We start from the raw sequence: 18,739 nt of genomic DNA on the forward strand, positions 1-18,739 counted from the left end.
ATCTGGTTGCGCCTAGATCTTGTTCCGTGGCGTGGGTCACACAAATCGACCGTTCCGTAGCGCGGAACGGCCGCTCCGGTCGGCAGGTCCGGTTAGTCGCTCCGCGGTGTCCGGATCCTTGCCGTGGCCTGGGCGACGGCGACCGTGATCCCGTCGGCGTCGTCGAGTTCGCCGGTCAGGAAGGCGATGGTGCCGCCCTTGCGGACGATGCGGCCCCGGCCGACGAAGTTGCCCGGGGATGCCGGGGAGAGATACTGGACGTGGAGCGAGACCGTCGGGGCCCACTGGCCGGGGCCGAGAGTGGCGAGCAGCGCGGGGCCGACGGTGTCGTCGAGCATCGCCGCGAGGAAGCCACCCTGAATCTGCCCCGCGGGGTTGGTGAATCGCGTGTCGACGGAGAACCCGACCTCGATGGTCCCCGCCTCGGGATCGAGTGCGCGCAGCGTCCAGCCGAGCAGTGCGGCGGCGGGTGGCGGCGGGGCGGATCCGTCGAGGAACTCGTGGAACGTCGGCGTGGGTTTCGTGCTCACGGCTGCGAGTCTTGCACCGACAACGCTCACGCGTCGGCCGAGCGGCGAAACGAGCGGAGCGGGTACGAGGGGAGTGCGAGGGGTGCCCTCGGTGAGACTCGAACTCACACTGGACGGGTTTTGAATCCGTTTCCTCTGCCAATTGGGATACGAGGGCGCGCGGCGATCCGCGTCGACCACTGTAGAAGATCGGCTGCCGCAGTCAACCACCGGTACCCTTCAACCGCACGTCCGTTGCCGTGGTGCGACGGTGTCGGTGCGATCGACGGCCGACGTCGGTCGCGCAGCAACGAAGGAGAACGTTCATGAATGCTCCCCAGGCGCAGCCCGCGGCTGTGCGCGTCGTCGTCGCGGAGGACGAAGCGCTCATCCGCCTCGACCTCGTCGAGATGCTGCGCGAAGAGGGCTACGACGTCGTCGGTGAGGCCGCGGACGGACAGCGCGCCGTCGAGCTCGCGACCGAGCTGACGCCGGACCTCGTCATCATGGACATCAAGATGCCGCGGCGTGACGGCATCGACGCCGCGCAGGAGATCGCGACCAAGCGGATCGCTCCCGTCGTCATCCTCGCGGCGTTCTCGCAGCGCGAGCTGGTCGAGCGGGCGCGGGACGCGGGGGCGATGGCTTATCTCGTCAAACCGTTCTCGATCACCGATCTCGTTCCCGCCGTCGAACTCGCGACGAGCCGCTTCCGTGAGGTGACGGCGCTCGAACGCGAAGTGGCCGATCTGTCCGGCCGGCTCGAGACCCGCAAGGTCGTCGAGCGCGCGAAGGGCATTCTCATGGAGCGCCAGGCGATGACCGAGCCCGAGGCGTTCCGATGGATCCAGCGCGCCGCGATGGATCGCCGGTCGTCGATGAAGGCCGTCGCGGAGATCGTCATCGAGACGCTCGCGGACCCGCCGCAGTGACCGGGAATTGCTAAGTCCGAGTTAACAATCCCGAGAAAAGGTCACAGTCCGGTCACGACGGCCTCCTCGGGAGTCGAAAATGCGTATATAGCGCTAGGTTCTCTCCCACAGCGGACAACGCGCACCATTTCCGGTTGCGGAAATCGCGTGCCCGCGTAGCGGATAGGAGAATCTGGATGGCTAGACGGTCTCTCGTCAGGGCCGCCGCGGTGATCGGTGCGGCATCCCTCGCCCTCGCAGGCTGTAGTTCCAACGGCGACGACTCCGCCTCGGGTGACGGCGCGAACGGTTCGGCGGCCGCAGCGGAGAGCACGGTCGAGACGGACTGCGAGCCGCAGCAGGCCACCGCCGGCGCGAACCCGGTGACCACCCCGCTCAAGCTCGGCACGCTCCTTCCCGACACCGGCAGCCTCGCGTTCCTCGGCCCGCCGATGGTCGCGGGCACCCAGCTCGCGGTGAACGATGTCAACGCAGCCGGTGGAGTCCTCGGCCAGCCCGTCGAATTGATCCCCGGCGACTCCGGTGACACGACGACGGACACCGCCAACGCGACCGTCGATCGTGAACTCGCAGCCGGTGTCTCCGCGATCATGGGTGCAGCGTCGTCGTCGGTGTCGCTCAAGGTCATCGACAAGATCACCAGTGCCGGTGTGGTGATGTTCTCGCCGGCGAACACGTCCGACCAGTTCATCTGCTATCCCGACAAGGGCCAGTACTTCCGCACCGCCCCGACAGACGTCCTGCAGGCGCAGGCACTCGCCCAGCTCATCGCCAACGACGGCGCCCAGCGCGTCTCGATCCTCGCGATGAACGACCCCTACGGCACGGGCCTCGCCGAGAATCTCCGCACGAACCTCGCCGACGCCGGCCTGCCCGACGACCAGGTGCAGAAGATCGTGTACGACCCCAACGCGCAGTCGTACAACGCCGAGGTCGACCAGGTGAACAACTTCGGTCCCGACGCCGTCGCCGTCATCGGCTTCGACGAGTCCTCGCGCATCATCACGCGTATGCACGAGGTCGGCATCGGCCCGTCGGACGGCATGCTCGTCTACGGCGTCGACGGCAACATGGGCAACGCGCTCGGCGAGGCGTCGGCGCCCGGTCTGCTCGACGGCATGCAGGGAACCACGCCGCTCACCGACGTCGGCGCGGCGTTCCAGGACCGCGTCCGCTCCGTCAATCCGGCGCTGATCGACTTCAACTACTCGGGTGAGTCCTACGACGCCGTCGTCATCACGGCACTGGCCGCCGAGCAGGCGGGCTCGACTGCGGGTGTGGACATCGCCGCGAACATCAACAGCGTCACCAAGGACGGCACGGTGTGCACCTCGTTCCAGGAGTGCCTGCCGCTCGTCCAGGCCGGCGAGGACATCGACTACGACGGCATCACCGGCAAGCTCGACTTCGACGACGCCGGCGAGCCCTCGATCGGCTCCTACGGTCACATGAAGTTCGGCGCGGACAACTCGCTCAGCACCGAAGGCTACATCGTCGTCGGTGAGTGACGGCCGCACCAGCGGCAGCAGTATCGGCACCACGAGAAGAACCCTCGCCCCCGAATCGTTCGGGGCGAGGGTTCTTCTCGTTGCAGTTGCGGGGGAGCGGCTACTTCTTCTCGCTGCGACCGGCGAGCGTCCCGAGGTACAACTCGATCACCTTGGGATCGTTCATGAGGTTGCGGCCGGTGTCCGTGTAGGCGTTGCGTCCCTGATCGAGGACGTATCCGCGGTCGCAGATCTGCAGGCAGCGGCGGGCGTTCTGCTCGACCATGATCACCGAGACGCCCGCGGCGTTGATCGCCTTGCAGCGGATGAACACCTCGTCCTGGAACATCGGCGACAGTCCCGCCGACGGCTCGTCGAGCAGCAGCACCGACGGATCCATCATGAGCGCGCGCCCCATCGCCACCATCTGGCGTTCGCCGCCCGACAGCGCGCCGGCCTTGACCCCACGCCGTTCGGACAGCAACGGGAAGAGCTCCGACACGAACGCGAACCGCTCCGCGAACTTCTTGGGGCGCAGGTACATCCCCATCTCGAGGTTCTCGGCGATCGTCAGCGACGGAAACACGTTGTTGGTCTGCGGAACGTAGCCGAGCCCCTTCTGGACGAGGACGTGTGCGGGTTTCGACGTGATGTCGTCGCCGCGCAGTGTCACCGACCCCGAGCGGACGGAGATCAGCCCGAACAGGGTCTTGAGCAGCGTCGACTTGCCGGCACCGTTCGGTCCGATGATGCCGACGATCTCGCCGTCCCCGAGATAGAAGTTGCAGTCCTCGAGGATGTTCACGCCGGGGATGTAGCCGGCGACGAGCCCGTCCGCTCGCACGAGCGCGCCGTCGGCGAGCCGTGCGTGCTCGGCGGGGGTCGCCGCGAGTTCCGCCGGAGTGAGATCGGGGTTCTCGCTCATCGGTCCCTGCTTTCGTCGTCGCTCGCGGACGCGGCGTGGCGGCCCTGCTGCGGCCGGGTCTGGTGCTGCGTGGTGTGGCCGATGTCGGGCTCGGCGAGATCGCCACCGGCTTCGAGGGTTTCGATCTCGGCGGCCTCGAGCTGCTCGGCGAGCACCGCGGTCTCGCCGACCGGCCGGCCGTGCTCGTCGAACTCGAGTGCCTGATCGTGGTGTGCACCGAGGTACGCGTCGACGACGGCGTCGTTCTGCGAGAGGCCGTCCGGAGTGGACTCGGCGATGACCGAACCCTGCGCCATGACGACGACCCAGTCGCTGATGTCCCGGATGACGTCCATGTCGTGCTCGACGAAGACGACGGTCATGCCGTCGTCCCGCAGCGACTTGATGTGGCCGAGCAGGCTCTGCGTGAGTGCGGGATTGACGCCCGCCATCGGTTCGTCGAGCATGACGACCGTCGGGTCCGTCATGAGCGCGCGCGCCATCTCGAGCAGCTTGCGCTGGCCACCCGACAGCGAGCCTGCGAGATCGTCGGACTTCGCGTCGAGCTTGAACCGCGCGAGCAGATCGTGTGCGCGCTCGGTGATCTCTCGCTCCTGTTTGCGCCACACCCACGGAGCGAGTGTCGCGAGCATACGTTCGCCCTTCTGACCCGTCGCCCCGAGTTTGACGTTGTCGAGCACCGTGAGCTTCGACAGCGCCTTCGTGAGCTGGAAGGTCCGGACGACACCCTTGCGGGCGACCTGATGCGGATAGAGCTTGCCCAGGGGAGCGCCGTCCATCGACCACGTGCCCGAGTCGGGGCGATCGAACCCGGTGAGCAGATTGAACAGCGTCGTCTTTCCGGCGCCGTTCGGCCCGATGAGGCCCGTGATGCATCCGCGCTGGATCTCGAGGTGGTCGACGTCGACCGCCTTGAGACCGCCGAACGTGCGGGTGATGCCGCTCGCGACGAGAACCGGATCGGGTTTCGCGGCTCCGGGTTCGCCCGGCACCTGCGCGAACAGGGCCGTGCGCGCTGCGGCGTCGAGCCGTACCCGGCCGTCGGGCGTCGGCGCCGGGAGGGTGCCGCCGTGGAGGGGGGTGTCGTCAGGCATTCAGCTGCACCTCTCGCTTGTTGCCGAAGAGCCCTTGTGGGCGGAAGACCATGAGTGCAGCGATGAGCAGACCCAGCAGCACGTAGCGGATCGCACCCACCTGCTGCTCGCTCAGCGCGAGGAGCGGCTCGGGTCCCGAGATCGCCTGTCGGAGAAGTGCATCGGGAATCGCGAGCAGGAACCAGAACACCATCGCGCCGATCACGGGGCCGAAGACGGTCGCCGCGCCACCGAGAATGAGCGCACCGAACGCGAAGAACGTCTGCGCCGTCGAGTAGAAGTCGGGATTGATCGACTTCGTCTGCAGGGCGTTGAAGATGCCGCCGAGCCCGCCGATCATGCCGCCGAGGACGAGTGCCTGCAGCTTGTAGACGAAGACGTTCTTGCCGAGGGCACGCGCGGCGTCCTCGTCCTCACGGACCGCCTTGAGGACGCGGCCCCACGGGCTGTGGGTGAGCAGATACACGAGACCGCACAGCAGGAGGACGAGCGTCCAGCCCACCACCATCGCCCACAGGTCGTCGCCGTAGAACCGGAGTCCGAGCAGACTGTACTGCCGGCCCGAGTCGAACGGGCTCATGCGGGTGAACGGCTCGGCGAAGCCGAACAGGCCGTTGGTGGACCCGGTGACGGGGTCGGCAGCCGTCGACCGGAACGCGAGTCGCAGTATCTCGGACGCGGCGATCGTCGCGATCGCGAGATAGTCCGCACGCAGTCGCAGCGTCGGAATGCCGAGGACGACGGCGAGCAGGCCCGCGAGGGCGAGGCCGACGAGGATGCCGAGCCACAGCGGCTGGTCATACGTGACGGTCATGATGCCGACGCCGTACCCGCCGAGGAGCGCGAATCCGATCTGACCGAAATTCAGCAGTCCGGCGTACCCGAAGTGAAGGTTGAGCCCGATCGCGAGGAGAGCGTAGAAGATCGCCGACGGACCGATGAGCTGTGCGAACGAGACCTGGAGAGCACCGAGGATGTCCATCTGCCGTCACCCGATCCTTTGCCGCGAGCCGAGGATGCCCTGAGGCCGGACGATGAGAATGAGGATCAAGATGAGCAGGCCTCCGATGTATTTGAGGTCCGGATCCAGCACGAGGGTCGACATCTGGACGACGACGCCGACGATGATGCAGCCGAGGAGGGCGCCGTACGCGGTGCCGAGTCCGCCGAGGGTGATGCCGGCGAACATGAGCAGCAGCAGTTTGAAGCCCATCTCCCACTGCACTCGTCCGGCGAGTTCGGACAGCCCGAAGAGCACGCCGCCGAGCGCCGCGAGGCCGCCGCCGAGGCCCCACACGAACAGGATCACGCGCTCGACGTCGATCCCCGACGACGCCGCGAGGTCGCGGTTGTCGGCGACCGCCCGCATTGCCTTGCCGATGCGGGTCTTCTGGAGCAGCAGCGCGACACCGATGAGCACGACGGTGCTGATGACGATCGTCGCGAGGTTGACGCTCGTGATCGCGAAGGGTCCCCATTCGTGCTGGACCTGGCCCTGGTAGTCGGCGTACGGCTGTGAGCGGTCGGAGAAGAAGATCAGGATGATGTAGCGGAGCGCGATCGCGAGCCCGATCGACACGACGAGCTGCGGGATGAGCCCGGTTCGCCGTTTGCGCAACGGTTTCCAGATGCCGAGGTTTGCGAGGGCGCCGATCGCGATGCCGACGAGGATCGCGAGGATCGTGGCGGGGATCAGCTGTATCCCGAACGTCACGTTGAACACCCAGGCGAACACCGCGCCGAGTGTGACGAGTTCGCCGTGCGCGAAGTTCGTCAGGCCGGTGGTGCCGAAGATGAGGCTGAGGCCGACGCCCGCGATCGCGATGACGAGCCCGAAGCGCAGGCCGTCGACGAGCAGTCGCAGCATCTGTTCCCACAGCGGGACCGCGTTCCCGGTACGGACCTCGCCGAACGAGAACACGACCGCGTTGATGCGTCCTTCGGCCACCTGGCGGTCGACCGCGCCCTGCACGCTCACGCCGTCGGGGAGGGTGTCGGTGTCGATCTCGAAGGTGTACGCGCCCGGCGGAACCACGAGTTCCCACCGCCCGCCCTCGGCGGACTCCGTGCTCGCCACCTCCGAGCCGGATGCGTCGACGGCGCGCACGGTCACGCCGGTCAGACGCTCGCCGCCGTTGTTGAGACTGCCGCTCACCGGCACGCCGCCCGCAGCGGGAGCCTCGACCGCGCTGCCGGGATCGGGGGGTGGGGGGTCGGCGGGCTGAGCGAGAGCGCTGCCGCCGACCGTGAGGGCCGCGACGATGCCGAGAAACGCGATGACCAGTGCTCGGACGACGTGCCGGGCGCGTGGTATCGGGCCGTACTGCTTCGTTCGTGATGAAGCCACGCAGGTCCTCCGAAAGAGTAAGAGTTTCAGTTGTCGGGCACGACGGGTGACGACCCTTCGCGCCGTGGGTGCAGAGACTGTAAACCGATCGCCGCGACTTTTCTCGGCGTGATGCGGAATAGGAGCGCCGGTGTGGCGCGCGGCGGTGTTCGCGCGGGAGTGTCGCCGCCGCTCCCTAGACTGGCGGTGTGAGCCCTGCATCCCGATCGACTTCCGAGCCCGCGACGTCCGAGACCGTGACCACCGAGACCGACGTACCCGGCGCCGCCGCGTCCGCGAATGTGCAGGCCGAAGCGGTGGCCGACGGGGAGCGGCCCACGCTGATGCTGCTCGACGGGCACTCGCTCGCGTTCCGTGCGTTCTACGCGCTGCCGGCGGAGAACTTCAAGACGGCGTCCGGGCAGACGACGAACGCCGTGTACGGGTTCACGTCGATGCTCATCAACCTCCTGCGCGACGAGAAGCCCACGCACATCGGCGCCGCGTTCGACGTCTCGCGCAAGACCTTCCGCGCCGAGTTGTTCGCCGCGTACAAGGCGAACCGGTCCGCCGCACCGGACGAGTTCAAGGGACAGGTCGAGGTCACGAAGGAGGTTCTCGGTGCGCTCGGGATCCCGGTGATGGCCGAGGAAGGATTCGAGGCCGACGACATCATCGCCACGATGACGGGGCAGGCGCGCGCGCTCGGGTACCGCGTGCTCGTCGTCACGGGCGACCGGGATTCGCTCCAGCTCGTCGACGACGACGTGACCGTGCTCTATCCGCGCAAGGGCGTCTCCGATCTCACGCGCTTCACACCCGAGGCCGTCGAGGAGAAGTACGGCCTGACGCCGGTCCAGTATCCGGACTACGCCGCGTTGCGCGGGGATCCGAGCGACAACCTGCCGGGCATCCCGGGCGTGGGCGAGAAGACCGCGAGCAAGTGGATCCGCGAGTACGGCTCGCTCGAGGGGCTCGTCGAGAACGTCGACAAGGTCAAGGGGAAGGTCGGCGATTCGCTGCGCGAGAACCTCTCCGCCGTTCTGCTCAACCGTCAGCTGACCGAGATGGTCAAGGACGTGCCGCTGCCGTACACGCCCGATCAGCTCGGACTGCAGCAGTGGGATCGCGAGAAGATCCACGCGTTGTTCGACGATCTCGAGTTCAAGGTGCTGCGCGACCGGCTGTTCTCGACGCTCGCCCCCGCCGAGCCGGAGGCCGAGGAGGGCTTCGAGGTCAAGGGACGCGCACTCGCGCCGGGCGAGGTGGCGGCGTGGATCGAGGAGCATCTGCACGAGGGGGAGCGCGCGGGGCTCGCCGTCGTCGGCAGCCGCACCCCGTTCGGAGGTGACACCACCGCTCTCGGGCTGGCGGCCGCCGACGGTGAGGGCGCCTACATCGCGACCGAGTCCGCGACTCCCGAGGACGAGGCTGCGATAGGCCGCTGGCTCGCCGATCCCGCGTATCCCAAGGCCCTGCACGAGGCGAAGTGGGCGATGCACGCGCTGCGTGGCCGCGACTGGATGCTCGACGGCATCTCCAGCGACACCGCCCTCGCGGCGTATCTGGTGCGGCCGGGCCAGCGGTCGTTCAATCTGGACGATCTCTCGCTGCGGTATCTCCACCGCGAGCTGCGAGCCGAGGACACCAGCGACCAGCAGCTGTCGTTGCTCGACGAGGACGATTCCGACGTCAAGGCCGCGGAAGCCCAGATCCTCGCGGCGCGAGCCGTACTCGATCTGGCCGAGGCGCTCGACTCCGAGCTCGAACAGATCGAGTCGCTCCCGCTGCTCGCCGACATGGAGCTGCCGCTCTCGACGGTCCTCGCCGGCATGGAGTCGACAGGTATCGCGGTCGATCGTGACCGTCTCCACGATCTGCAGAGCACCTTCGCCGCCGCGGTGAGCGCCGCAGCCGAGTCCGCCTACGGCGTCATCGGCAAGCAGATCAACCTCGGCTCGCCCAAGCAGCTGCAGGTCGTGCTGTTCGACGAACTGGGCATGCCCAAGACGAAGAAGACCAAGACCGGCTACACGACGGACGCCGACGCCTTGCAGAGTCTGTTCGAGAAGACGGGGCACCCCTTCCTCGAACACCTGCTCGCGCACCGTGATGCGTCGCGACTCAAGGTCACCGTCGACGGCCTGCTGAAGACGGTCGCCGACGACGGGCGGATCCACACGACGTTCAATCAGACGATCGCCGCGACGGGACGGCTGTCGTCGACCGAACCGAACCTGCAGAACATCCCCGTACGCACCGACGCCGGTCGGCAGATCCGCGACACCTTCGTGGTCGGCGACGGCTTCGAGACGCTGCTCACCGCCGACTACAGCCAGATCGAGATGCGCATCATGGCGCATCTCTCCGGCGACGAAGGCCTGATCGAGGCGTTCAACACGGGCGAGGACCTGCACAGCTTCGTCGGGTCACGTGCGTTCGGTGTGCCCATCGACGAGGTCACACCGGAGCTGCGCCGGCGCGTCAAGGCGATGTCCTACGGACTCGCCTACGGGCTCAGTGCTTTCGGGCTCGCCGCTCAGCTCAAGATCTCGACCGAAGAGGCGCGGGAACAGATGGACGCGTACTTCGCGCGATTCGGCGCCGTGCGCGATTATCTGCACCGCGTCGTCGAGCAGGCCCGCAAGGACGGGTACACGGCGACGCTCTACGGCCGTCGGCGTTACCTTCCGGATCTCAACAGCGACAACCGGATTCGGCGTGAGAACGCCGAGCGTGCGGCTCTCAACGCGCCGATCCAGGGGACGGCCGCCGACATCATCAAGGTCGCGATGATCGAGGTGCAGCGCGCACTCGTCGCGGAAGGTCTGACGTCACGGATGCTCCTGCAGGTCCACGACGAACTCGTCGTGGAGGTCGGTGACGGCGAACGCGAACGGGTCGAAGAGATCGTCCGCCGCGAGATGGCGAGCGCGATCGAACTGTCCGTTCCGCTCGACGTGTCGGTGGGTACGGGACGCAGTTGGGATGCCGCTGCCCACTGAGGACGCCGGATCGGGGTCGGTGGTTCGGGCCGTGAGCGTCGGCGTCCGGCCGCCGGTCGAGCGCGTCGACCTGGCCCCGATTCCTCGTATCGCGCCGTCGGTGTCAGGGCGTTGGTGTCGGTGGATTCGGAGTACCAGGATCGAAGGCGGCTTGGGGGAGGCGGCAACCGGTATTCGCGGTGATCACGGTGTTTCCGGCATCGATCAGGGTCAACGAGGTGCCCGCATCGCCAGAGAACCGAATATCCAGACTCCCGGGTTCGTCTTGGAAAGCGTGGCCTTCGTCGGCACCGAATTCGGCGCCGAGTTCACGAGCGCGCTGGACCACATCGGCGCGCACACGCTCGGGAATCGAGCCGGCCGCGACATAGTTCGGCAGCTTGACTCGCTTTCCTCGTGTCTGATCGTAGGGCCTGTGACAGCCGGACTGCCTTCGTTCGTCGACCCATTCCCATCGGAGGTCGGGAACCAAGCCGGTGATGTACGCGCCCAGCTCTTCCACGCTGCGCCTGCCCGCGGCTTCGCTCTTCTCGAGCGACGGGAGATTCTCGAGACGTGCTGCCGCGCGCGCTGTGTCTTCGGGCCCGGTGGCCTCATACGGGTTCGTCGATGCGCCGCACCCGGTGGCGAGAGCGGCCAGTACGAGGAGGATCGCTGTCGTTCGTGCTCGACTCGACGGGGCGTAGGTGTTCATCGGCGCGTACGGCGTCCGAGGGGGTCTCGCTGGATCACCGCCCACACGTCGTCTTCGTCGTCCGTCGACCCGCGAACCGGCGCCGTCGAGGGACTCGGGGCGTGAGCCTCGGTGAAGGTGGCGATTCGGGAGACCTGTTCGTCGTCGAGGACATCGCGCATGGCGGCATCGACGCGAGGTTGTTTGTCGCGTACTGCGGCCCGGTAGGCGGCCACAACGCTCCCGGGGGCCACTGAAGGGGGCCCGGTGATCGAGGTGATGGTGTTGTCGGCGGCCACCTCGACGGTGACGTCGCCGGATCGTCCTGTGCCGCGGATCGACTCGATTGTCGAACGCGCGCGCCTGACCTTGGCACCCAGTTCCTCGTATCGCGCTGTCGGTGTCATGGCGTTGGTGTCGGTGGATTCGGAGTAACAGGATCGAAGGCGGCTTGGGGGAGGCGACAGCCGGTATCGATGCCGATCAGAGTGTTGTCGCCGATCATCAGAGTCAGGGCAGTTCCTTCGTTGCTGTAGAAGCGAATGTCCAGATTCCCCGGTTCGTCATGAAAGCTCTCCGTGTTCGTAGCGCCGACTTCTGCGGCCAGCTCGCGCGCGCGTTCGAGCACTTCCGATCTGTTTCGGTCGGGCAACGGACCGAGTGCAAGGTAATCCCTGAGTTTGACGTTCTTCGCCGGCGTCTGGTCGAAAGGTTGGGAGCATCCCCGTTGCCTTCGGTTGCCGACCCATTCCCAGGCCAAGCGCGGTGCCAGCCCGGTGATGTAGGTGCCGAGTTCTTCAGCGATTCGCTGACCGTCGGCTTCGGTGCTCTCCAAGGAAGGGAGATCCGCGAGACGTTCTGCCGCGCGCGCGGTGTCTTCTGGCCCGGTGGTCTCATACGGGTTCGCCAATGCTCCACATCCTGTGAGGCTCGTGACGACAACCAGAGTTGCCGTGATGATTCGTAATCGCGCGGACAGCATTTTGATTCAGCCTGTCTCGGCTGCTTGTAGTTGCCCGTAGGCGTTCTCGACGGCGCTGCGGCACGTATCGGTGATCGCCGACACCGGCGAACCCGGCATCGTGACCGACCCGTCGATCGCGATGCCGGTGATCGCGTCCGCGATGCCCGACAACGTGGCCGAGAGCGCGTGCAGCGCATCCACGTCGGCCTGCAGCATGTCCCCCACAGCGATCTCGCCCCCGGTGCTGTCGTTCGCCGAAGAGTAGCAGGCGCGCTCGAGGCCCGGCAGAAACATGTGAGAGGGGCGAGCCCGACTGGGCTCGCCCCTCTCACGTGGTGCCGGTACGTCCTGCGTCAGGACGTCGGTGTCGTCTACTCCGCGTCGCTGTTCTGCTCGGCGATCTGCTTGCGCACCTCGTCCATGTCGAGTGCCTTGACCTGGCTCACGAGGTCCTCGAGGGCGGCAGGCGGCAGCGCGCCGGGCTGGTTGAACACCAGAACTCCCTCGCGGAACGCCATGATCGTGGGGATCGAACGGATGTTCGCGGCAGCGGCGATGCCCTGCTCGGCTTCGGTGTCGACCTTGCCGTGCACGACGTCGGGGTGCTTGTCGGACGAATCCTCGTACGTGGGCGCGAACGACTTGCACGGTCCGCACCACGAGGCCCAGAAGTCGACGAGCACGACGTCGTTACCGGTGACGACGTCGTCGAAGTTCTGCTGGGTCAGGGTCTGAGTGGCCACGGGCAATCCTTTCGTTGCGCTCGAACTCGGTCGAGCCCGAACTCCTCTTGCCGCGTGCAACGGTAGTCGGCGGTGAGTTGTTCCCGCGTGTCGTCTCGCGGACTCATGCCGTTGCCTCACGCGCGAGATCGGCTGCATCCGATCTGCGGAACACGCTGCGGTACTGCTGCGGGCTGGTGCGGCGCAACCGCTGGAAATGTGCCCGGAGCACGGCCGCACCGCTGAAGCCGACGCGCGTGGCGATCGTCTCGACGGGGAGGTCGCTGCTCTCGAGCAGATCCTGCGCGGCGAGAACCCGCTGATCGTTGATCCACCGGGCCGGGGTGGTTCCGGTCTCGGCCTGGAAGCGGCGGGCGAACGTCCGCGCGGACATGTTCGCTTTCCGGGCGAGTTCGGGGACGGTGAACTCGCGGTCGAGGTGGGCACGCACCCAGTCGAGGAGCGGGGCGAGCGATTCGTCGGTGCACTCGACGAGGGGCATCGCGATGTACTGCGCCTGCCCGCCGTCGCGGTGGGGCGGCACCACCATCCGGCGCGCGATCGTGTTGGCGACCCGCGATCCCTGCTCACGGCGAACGATGTAGAGGCACAGGTCGATTCCGGCCGCCGTCCCGGCGCTCGTGAGGACGCGGTCGTCGTCGACGTAGAGCACGTCGGGGTCGACGAGAGCGGCCGGAAAGCGTTCGACGAGTTCGGCGGTGTGCATCCAGTGCGTCGTGCAGCGCCGCCCGTCGAGCAGGCCCGCGTCGCCGAGGACGAAGGCCCCCGAGCACACGCTCGCGATCATCGCGCCGCGCGCGTGCGCATCGCGGAGCTTCGCGTACAGCGGTTCGAGGCCGGGTGCTCGGCCGTCGCAGACGGCGAACTCGGCATCGACTCTGTCGGAGCCTGCGGGGACGATGACGAGGTCGGCGTCGTCGATGCGATCGAGATCGTGCGGGGCGTCGACGGTGTAGCCGTACCGGGTCGTGACGGCGCCGGGGATCGCCGTCACGACGGAGAAGTCGTACGCCGGAAGCCCCTGGTCGCGGCGATCGACGCCGAACACCTCGCATGCGACGCCCAGCTCGAACGCCTCGACGCGCGGGAGCATGACGGTGACCACTTTCTGCAGCATGAGTCGAGTATGCCACCCGTATGGCAGAAAACCGACGGAAATGGTCGTTTCTGCCACTGTTCGCCGGTCGGGAAGCGGAAGATGCTGGGAGGCATGATGATTCTGATCGTGCTCCTCGCAGCGTTCGTCCTCGTCGATGTCCTCGTCGTCGCAGCAGTTCGCCGCGGCCACGTTCGGCCCGACACCAACTGGTTCCCCGACACCCACGCGCAGTCCGTGCCGCACGAACGGCCACCCGTGTGATGCGGGTGCCGCTCGGTGTCCAGTACACCGCGACGGCTCTCGCCTGGGGCAGCAGCTTCCTGTTCGTGAAGGTCGGCCTCGAGGGGCTCTCGTTCACGCAGGTCGTCGTGGCGCGGCTGGTGCTGGGCTCGGCGGCACTCACCGCGGTCCTGATCACCCGCCGCCGACTTCCGCCGTGGGGAATCGCATGGGCGCACTTCACGGTGCTCGCCTTCGTACAGTGCATCGCGCCGTGGCTGCTGTTCGCCTGGGCCGGCATCCACCTCGACTCGGGCCTCGCCAGCATCTACAACGCGACCACACCGCTCATGACGACGGCCGTCGCCGCACTCGTCCTCGCCGACGAACGGCTGACCGGTCCCAAGGCCACGGGACTCGCGATCGGTTTCGGCGGTGTGCTCACCGTCCTCGCGCCCTGGAATCTCGCGCTCTCGGGGCCGATCACCGCGCAACTCGCGTGCCTCGGTGCGACGGCCTGCTACGGCGTCGCCCTCGTGTATCTCCGGCGCTTCGTGCTCCCGCGCGGGTTCGACGCGCCGACCGTCGCGTTCGCGCAGATCACGATCGCCGCCGTGCTCATGGCCGTCGCGGCTCCCGTCGTCGCCGCCACGCCCGTGCATCTCACACCCGCGGTGATCGGCGCGATGATCGGGCTCGGGGCCGTCGGGACGGGCCTCGCGTTCGTGTGGAACATCAACGTCGTGCGGGCATGGGGACCCACCGCGGCCTCGACCGTCACGTATCTCACTCCGGTCGTCGGTGTGGTGCTCGGCGCGCTGCTGCTGGGGGAGCGCGTGACGTGGAATCAACCGGTCGGCGCGCTCCTGGTCGTGGCGGGGATCCTCGTCACGCGGCGAGCGCGCCCGAGATCACCCGGAGACGCGCCACTCCCGCTTGCCGTCGCCGTCCCACCTCCGCAGGGCGACCCCGGTCCCGTCGGTGTCGTCGCCGCTTCCGACGAGCGTGACGGCCTCACCGAGCCGCCCCACCGGGATTCGCCGTGACAGCGTGACGTGCGGCGTCCAGTGGCCCGGCGCGATGTGCCGGGGGACCGGAACGCCCCGACGCGCCGCGATGTCGTGGACGAGTCGGTGCAGGTCGAGCAGTTCGGTCGTCGGTACGACGAGTCGCGCGAGCGTCACATGGTGGCGGCCGAAGCACACGAGGCCGCCGAGCCGGATCGGGACGGCGGGCGCCGGCACCGCCCGCGCGAGTTCGTCCTCGACGCCCCGCGGAAGACCGGGTGCGGTCGTGACGAAGAGCGTCACGTGAGGCCGGTTCGATGCGGCGGTGACGCGCGCGAGGCTCGCGATGTCGTGCTCCTGCAGCGTCGCCCACTGGTCGCGGACGTGCGCGTCCGTCGCGTCGTCGAGGAGCAGTTCCACCGAGTGCACCATGTGGGTGATCATGACTGGCATGCATGCCGAGCCGAGGGACATTGCCGAGCGCGACACGGGGACGGGAACGGATCGGATCCGGATCGGCACCATCACGGGTGACGGGATCGGGCACGAGATCGTCCCCGCCACCCTGCAGGTCGTCGCCGCCGCGATCGAGGCGACCGACAGAGACGAGCCCGAGCCGCTGCGGATCGAGTGGGTGCCGCTGCACATCGGCCACGACGCGATCGAGCGATACGGCACCCCGCTGCCCGACGAGACGATGGATTCGCTTGCGGCGCTCCCGGGATGGATCCTCGGGCCGCACGACAACGTCTCGTATCCGGAACGCTTCGCCGGCACGGTGGCACCGGGTGGTGCGATCCGGCGACGCTTCGATCTGTTCGCCAACATTCGGCCCGCACGCGCGTTCGCCGGTGTCGCGGCGACGTCGCCGCGCATGGACCTCGTCGTCGTTCGCGAGAACACCGAAGGGCTCTACGCCGACCGCAACATGTCGACCGGCAGCGGCGAGTTCATGCCGACTCCCGACGTCGCGCTCGCGGTGGGACTCGTCACACGGCGCGCGACGGAGCGCATCGCCCGCGTCGCGTTCGGCCTTGCCCGTGAGCGGCGGCGGCGTGTGACGATCGTCCACAAGGCGAACGTCCTCACGCTCACGACCGGACTGTTTCGCGATGTGTGCCGGGAGGTTGCCCGTGACTATCCGGACGTCACCGTCGACGACATGCATGTCGACGCCGCCGCGGCACGCCTTGTGCGCGACGGTGCGAGCATCGACGTCCTCGTGACCGAGAACATGTTCGGCGACATCCTGTCCGATCTCACGGCCGAACTCGCGGGCTCGCTCGGGCTCGCGCCGTCGATCAACGCGTCGACGTCGCAGGTGATGGCGCAGGCGGCGCACGGTGCCGCACCGGACATCGCAGGCCGCGGCGTCGCGAATCCCGCGGCGCTCATGCTCTCCGCGGCGATGATGTTCGATCGGCTGGGAGAGATGCGCGGCGACCGCCGGTTGCGCGTGGTGGGACGCCACGTCGACCGCGCAGTGCGCGACACGATCGCGTCCGGCGTCGCGACCGCGGACCTCGGGGGTTCGGCGTCGACGACGGAGTTCACGGAGACTGTGCTGGCGCGCGCGCTGCGCTGGTGAGAGGGGCTCCAACGGGCTCGTCGACGCGGCCCGGAATCCGCCATCGGTTCGCGCAGCGGCGTTTCGTATCCTACATTTCTGGGGTTCGACGGCGTCCGTGACGCCGCGATGCGCGGCCGCGCGGCGGTCACGCTCCCTTCGTGTCCCTTTGGAGGATCTGTGTCGAGCCGTTCGCTCTTCGCCCGGTCGCGTACCGCCCGGGCCCTGTGCGCCCTCGTCGGCGGCAGCGCTCTCGTTCTCGCCGGCTGCACCACCAACGAGGAAGGCGGCGGCCCCAACGAGGACGCCACCGAGGTCTCCGTCGAGAAGGTCGACGAGATCGCGGCGAAGCTGCCCGAGAACATCGCCTCGTCGGGGACCCTCCGCGTCGGCGTGAACGTGCCGTACGCACCGAACGAGTTCAAGAACGCACAGGGCGAGATCGTCGGCTTCGACGTCGACCTCATGGATGCGATCGCGAGCGTGCTGGGCGTCGAGGCGCAGTACAACGAAGCCGACTTCGACCGGATCATCCCGGCGATCGAGGGCGGCACCTACGACCTCGGCATGTCGTCGTTCACCGACACCAAGGAGCGCGAGGAGACCGTCGACTTCGTCACCTACTTCTCGGCCGGCTCGCAGTGGGCGCAGCCCGCAGGCGAGAGCGTCGACCCGAACAACGCGTGCGGGCTCCGCGTCGCCGTCCAGACGACGACGATCCAGGACATCGAGGAACTGCCCGCCAAGAATCAGGCATGCCTCGACGCCGGTAACCCGCCGATCGACATCGTGAAGTACGACAGCCAGGACGAGGCCGCCAACGCCGTCGCGCTCGGCCAGGTCGACGCGATGTCGGCCGACTCGCCCGTCACCGCCTACGCCGTCAAGCAGAGCGGCGACCAACTCGAACTCGCCGGTGACGTCTTCGACGCGTCGCCGTACGGGTGGCCCGTCGCCAAGGGCTCGCCGCTCGCCCCCGTCCTGCAGGAAGCCATGCAGCATCTCATCGACGACGGCGCGTACCGCACGATCTCGGAGAACTGGGGCGTCCAGGACGGCATGATCGAGGAGTCGGTCATCAACGGCGCCATCAGCTGATCCGCCGACCGACCCCGCACAACCCGTCCCGAAGCGAGTGACACCTGTCGTGACCGAACCGTCCACATCCCGAGACACCGAGCCGGAGCCGATCGAGGCGATACCGCTGCGGCGGCCCGGCCGGTGGATCGCTGCGACCGTCGTCCTCGTGCTCGTCGCGCTGTTCGTCTACGGCGCGGCGACGAATCCCGCGTACCGCTGGGACACGTACGTGCAGTACCTGTTCGACACGAGAGTGTGGGCGGGTATCGCGGTGACGGCGCAGCTGACGGTGCTGGCGATGATCATCGCCGTCGTGCTGGGCGTGATCCTCGCGGTCATGCGGCTCTCGTCGAACCCGGTGCTGCAGACCGTGTCGTGGGTCTACATCTGGGTCTTCCGCGGCACGCCCGTGTACGTGCAGCTCGTGCTGTGGGGTCTGTTCCCCGTCATCTACAGCCAGCTCGACGTGGGCATTCCGTTCGGCCCGACCTTCGCCACCGTCGACCTCCAGTCGCTCGTGGCGGCGCCGTTCCTGTTCGCGATGATCGGTCTCGGCCTCAACGAGGCGGCGTACATGGCCGAGATCGTGCGCGCCGGAATCAACTCGGTACCGGAGGGGCAGTCGGAGGCGTCGATCGCGCTCGGCATGTCGTGGGCGAAGACGATGCGGCGGACGGTGCTGCCGCAGGCGATGCGGGTGATCATCCCGCCGACGGGCAACGAGCTGATCTCGATGCTCAAGACCACCTCGCTCGTCGCGGCGGTGCCCTTGACGACGGACCTGTACGGGCGGGTCCGTGACATCTCGGGCGCGAACTTCCAGCCCGTACCGCTGCTGCTCGTCGCGGCCACCTGGTATCTCGTGGCGACGAGCATTCTGATGGTCGCCCAGTACTACGTCGAGCGGCACTACTCGAAGGGTGCGAGCCGGACGCTCACCGCGCGTCAGCTCAAGGCACTGGCCGCGGCGCAGAACACGCCGGTGGCGTCGCCCGGAGCGGACGACCTGCCCGACACCCCCGACAAGCCCGACATGCGCGGAGGCGAACGGAAGTGACGCGAGTGAACGCGAAGGGCGACACGGTGCCCGCACCGTCGGGCGACGGCCC

Annotated in this window: 18 protein-coding genes, 1 tRNA gene and 1 pseudogene; 8 read left to right on the forward strand and 12 right to left on the reverse strand. The window is 67.8% G+C overall.

What is annotated here, in order from left to right:
• Positions 1-92: 92 nt before the first annotated feature.
• Positions 93-530 (reverse strand): PaaI family thioesterase, encoded by a 438-nt coding sequence (locus RR1_RS11585; RefSeq protein WP_010836157.1) that lies wholly within the window; start codon positions 528-530, stop codon positions 93-95.
• An 83-nt stretch (positions 531-613) separates the two neighbouring features.
• A tRNA-Leu gene (locus RR1_RS11590) sits at positions 614-687 on the reverse strand.
• Between the two features lie 148 nt (positions 688-835).
• On the opposite strand from RR1_RS11590, the gene RR1_RS11595 reads away from it, so the two are divergent.
• Positions 836-1,441, forward strand: coding sequence for an ANTAR domain-containing response regulator (locus RR1_RS11595; protein WP_040771970.1), 606 nt, complete (start codon positions 836-838; stop codon positions 1,439-1,441).
• A gap of 176 nt (positions 1,442-1,617) precedes the next feature.
• Positions 1,618-2,949 (forward strand): ABC transporter substrate-binding protein, encoded by a 1,332-nt coding sequence (locus tag RR1_RS11600; protein ID WP_040771969.1) that lies wholly within the window; start codon positions 1,618-1,620, stop codon positions 2,947-2,949.
• A 100-nt stretch (positions 2,950-3,049) separates the two neighbouring features.
• On the opposite strand, the gene RR1_RS11605 is transcribed toward RR1_RS11600, so the two are convergent.
• From RR1_RS11605 to RR1_RS11620, 4 genes are read right to left on the reverse strand one after another with little or no spacing between them, the layout of a single operon-like run.
• Positions 3,050-3,853, reverse strand: coding sequence for an ABC transporter ATP-binding protein (locus tag RR1_RS11605; protein ID WP_010836154.1), 804 nt, complete (start codon positions 3,851-3,853; stop codon positions 3,050-3,052).
• Positions 3,850-4,947 carry an ABC transporter ATP-binding protein gene (locus RR1_RS11610; RefSeq protein ID WP_010836153.1) on the reverse strand — a complete coding sequence of 366 codons (1,098 nt, stop codon included), beginning with the start codon at positions 4,945-4,947 and terminating at the stop codon, positions 3,850-3,852. Before RR1_RS11610 ends, RR1_RS11605 begins: the two co-directional genes overlap by 4 nt.
• Positions 4,940-5,929 carry a branched-chain amino acid ABC transporter permease gene (locus tag RR1_RS11615; RefSeq protein WP_010836152.1) on the reverse strand — a complete coding sequence of 330 codons (990 nt, stop codon included), beginning with the start codon at positions 5,927-5,929 and terminating at the stop codon, positions 4,940-4,942. Before RR1_RS11615 ends, RR1_RS11610 begins: the two co-directional genes overlap by 8 nt.
• A 6-nt stretch (positions 5,930-5,935) precedes the next feature.
• Positions 5,936-7,294 (reverse strand): branched-chain amino acid ABC transporter permease, encoded by a 1,359-nt coding sequence (locus RR1_RS11620; protein ID WP_010836151.1) that lies wholly within the window; start codon positions 7,292-7,294, stop codon positions 5,936-5,938.
• A 323-nt stretch (positions 7,295-7,617) separates the two neighbouring features.
• On the opposite strand from RR1_RS11620, the gene polA reads away from it, so the two are divergent.
• Positions 7,618-10,278 (forward strand): DNA polymerase I, encoded by a 2,661-nt coding sequence (gene polA, locus RR1_RS11625; RefSeq protein ID WP_051110979.1) that lies wholly within the window; start codon positions 7,618-7,620, stop codon positions 10,276-10,278.
• 103 nt (positions 10,279-10,381) lie between these two features.
• Here polA and RR1_RS11630 read toward each other — a convergent pair whose 3' ends face one another.
• The 5 genes from RR1_RS11630 to RR1_RS11655 all read right to left on the reverse strand — a co-directional run bounded on the left by RR1_RS11630 (position 10,382) and on the right by RR1_RS11655 (position 13,775).
• Entirely contained in the window at positions 10,382-10,972 is a 591-nt protein-coding gene (locus RR1_RS11630) for an LppA family lipoprotein (RefSeq protein WP_010836149.1), read from the reverse strand.
• 382 nt (positions 10,973-11,354) lie between these two features.
• Complete coding sequence (locus RR1_RS11640; protein ID WP_010836147.1) at positions 11,355-11,933, reverse strand: LppA family lipoprotein; 579 nt, start codon at positions 11,931-11,933, stop codon at positions 11,355-11,357.
• Between the two features lie 6 nt (positions 11,934-11,939).
• Positions 11,940-12,209, reverse strand: a complete 270-nt coding sequence (locus tag RR1_RS11645; RefSeq protein WP_010836146.1) for a hypothetical protein — start codon at positions 12,207-12,209, stop codon at positions 11,940-11,942.
• Between the two features lie 77 nt (positions 12,210-12,286).
• On the reverse strand, positions 12,287-12,658 hold the full coding sequence (gene trxA, locus RR1_RS11650; RefSeq protein WP_010836145.1) for a thioredoxin: 372 nt from the start codon (positions 12,656-12,658) through the stop codon (positions 12,287-12,289).
• Between the two features lie 103 nt (positions 12,659-12,761).
• Positions 12,762-13,775 (reverse strand): GlxA family transcriptional regulator, encoded by a 1,014-nt coding sequence (locus RR1_RS11655; RefSeq protein WP_040771968.1) that lies wholly within the window; start codon positions 13,773-13,775, stop codon positions 12,762-12,764.
• Positions 13,776-13,868: 93 nt separating this feature from the next.
• On the opposite strand from RR1_RS11655, the gene RR1_RS22315 reads away from it, so the two are divergent.
• Both RR1_RS22315 and RR1_RS11660 read left to right on the forward strand, forming a co-directional pair.
• Complete coding sequence (locus RR1_RS22315; protein ID WP_169847042.1) at positions 13,869-14,018, forward strand: hypothetical protein; 150 nt, start codon at positions 13,869-13,871, stop codon at positions 14,016-14,018.
• A complete protein-coding gene (locus tag RR1_RS11660) occupies positions 14,018-15,022 on the forward strand; it encodes a DMT family transporter (protein WP_010836143.1) in 1,005 nt (334 codons plus the stop codon). The genes RR1_RS22315 and RR1_RS11660 overlap by 1 nt, the downstream gene beginning before the upstream one ends.
• 48 nt (positions 15,023-15,070) lie before the next feature.
• Here the strand turns inward: RR1_RS11660 and RR1_RS22635 are convergent.
• Positions 15,071-15,508, reverse strand: a pseudogene (locus RR1_RS22635) (2'-5' RNA ligase family protein); the annotation flags it as partial.
• Here RR1_RS22635 and RR1_RS11670 point away from each other — a divergent pair.
• The 3 genes from RR1_RS11670 to RR1_RS11680 all read left to right on the forward strand — a co-directional run bounded on the left by RR1_RS11670 (position 15,435) and on the right by RR1_RS11680 (position 18,687).
• Entirely contained in the window at positions 15,435-16,571 is a 1,137-nt protein-coding gene (locus tag RR1_RS11670) for an isocitrate/isopropylmalate dehydrogenase family protein (protein ID WP_143153804.1), read from the forward strand. The pseudogene RR1_RS22635 and the gene RR1_RS11670 overlap by 74 nt on opposite strands.
• A gap of 159 nt (positions 16,572-16,730) precedes the next feature.
• Entirely contained in the window at positions 16,731-17,648 is a 918-nt protein-coding gene (locus tag RR1_RS11675) for an ABC transporter substrate-binding protein (RefSeq protein ID WP_010836140.1), read from the forward strand.
• 49 nt (positions 17,649-17,697) lie between these two features.
• Positions 17,698-18,687, forward strand: coding sequence for an amino acid ABC transporter permease (locus RR1_RS11680; RefSeq protein WP_040771966.1), 990 nt, complete (start codon positions 17,698-17,700; stop codon positions 18,685-18,687).
• The last annotated feature ends 52 nt before the right edge of the window (positions 18,688-18,739 follow it).

It is taken from the genome of Rhodococcus rhodnii NBRC 100604, assembly GCF_001894925.1.
Taxonomy (GTDB): Bacteria; Actinomycetota; Actinomycetes; order Mycobacteriales; family Mycobacteriaceae; genus Rhodococcus_F; species Rhodococcus_F rhodnii.

What these genes read in the sequence shown, in the direction of transcription:
- RR1_RS11595 (WP_040771970.1), top strand. Translation starts at nt 836, where the DNA reads ATGAATGCTCCCCAGGCGCAGCCCGCGGCTGTGCGCGTCGTCGTCGCG.
- RR1_RS11600 (WP_040771969.1), top strand. Translation starts at nt 1,618, where the DNA reads ATGGCTAGACGGTCTCTCGTCAGGGCCGCCGCGGTGATCGGTGCGGCA.
- RR1_RS11605 (WP_010836154.1), bottom strand. Translation starts at nt 3,853, where the DNA reads ATGAGCGAGAACCCCGATCTCACTCCGGCGGAACTCGCGGCGACCCCC.
- RR1_RS11610 (WP_010836153.1), bottom strand. Translation starts at nt 4,947, where the DNA reads ATGCCTGACGACACCCCCCTCCACGGCGGCACCCTCCCGGCGCCGACG.
- RR1_RS11615 (WP_010836152.1), bottom strand. Translation starts at nt 5,929, where the DNA reads ATGGACATCCTCGGTGCTCTCCAGGTCTCGTTCGCACAGCTCATCGGT.
- polA (WP_051110979.1), top strand. Translation starts at nt 7,618, where the DNA reads ATGCTGCTCGACGGGCACTCGCTCGCGTTCCGTGCGTTCTACGCGCTG.
- RR1_RS11630 (WP_010836149.1), bottom strand. Translation starts at nt 10,972, where the DNA reads ATGAACACCTACGCCCCGTCGAGTCGAGCACGAACGACAGCGATCCTC.
- RR1_RS11640 (WP_010836147.1), bottom strand. Translation starts at nt 11,933, where the DNA reads ATGCTGTCCGCGCGATTACGAATCATCACGGCAACTCTGGTTGTCGTC.
- RR1_RS11645 (WP_010836146.1), bottom strand. Translation starts at nt 12,209, where the DNA reads ATGTTTCTGCCGGGCCTCGAGCGCGCCTGCTACTCTTCGGCGAACGAC.
- RR1_RS11655 (WP_040771968.1), bottom strand. Translation starts at nt 13,775, where the DNA reads ATGCTGCAGAAAGTGGTCACCGTCATGCTCCCGCGCGTCGAGGCGTTC.
- RR1_RS22315 (WP_169847042.1), top strand. Translation starts at nt 13,869, where the DNA reads ATGATGATTCTGATCGTGCTCCTCGCAGCGTTCGTCCTCGTCGATGTC.
- RR1_RS11660 (WP_010836143.1), top strand. Translation starts at nt 14,018, where the DNA reads ATGCGGGTGCCGCTCGGTGTCCAGTACACCGCGACGGCTCTCGCCTGG.
- RR1_RS11670 (WP_143153804.1), top strand. Translation starts at nt 15,435, where the DNA reads ATGCATGCCGAGCCGAGGGACATTGCCGAGCGCGACACGGGGACGGGA.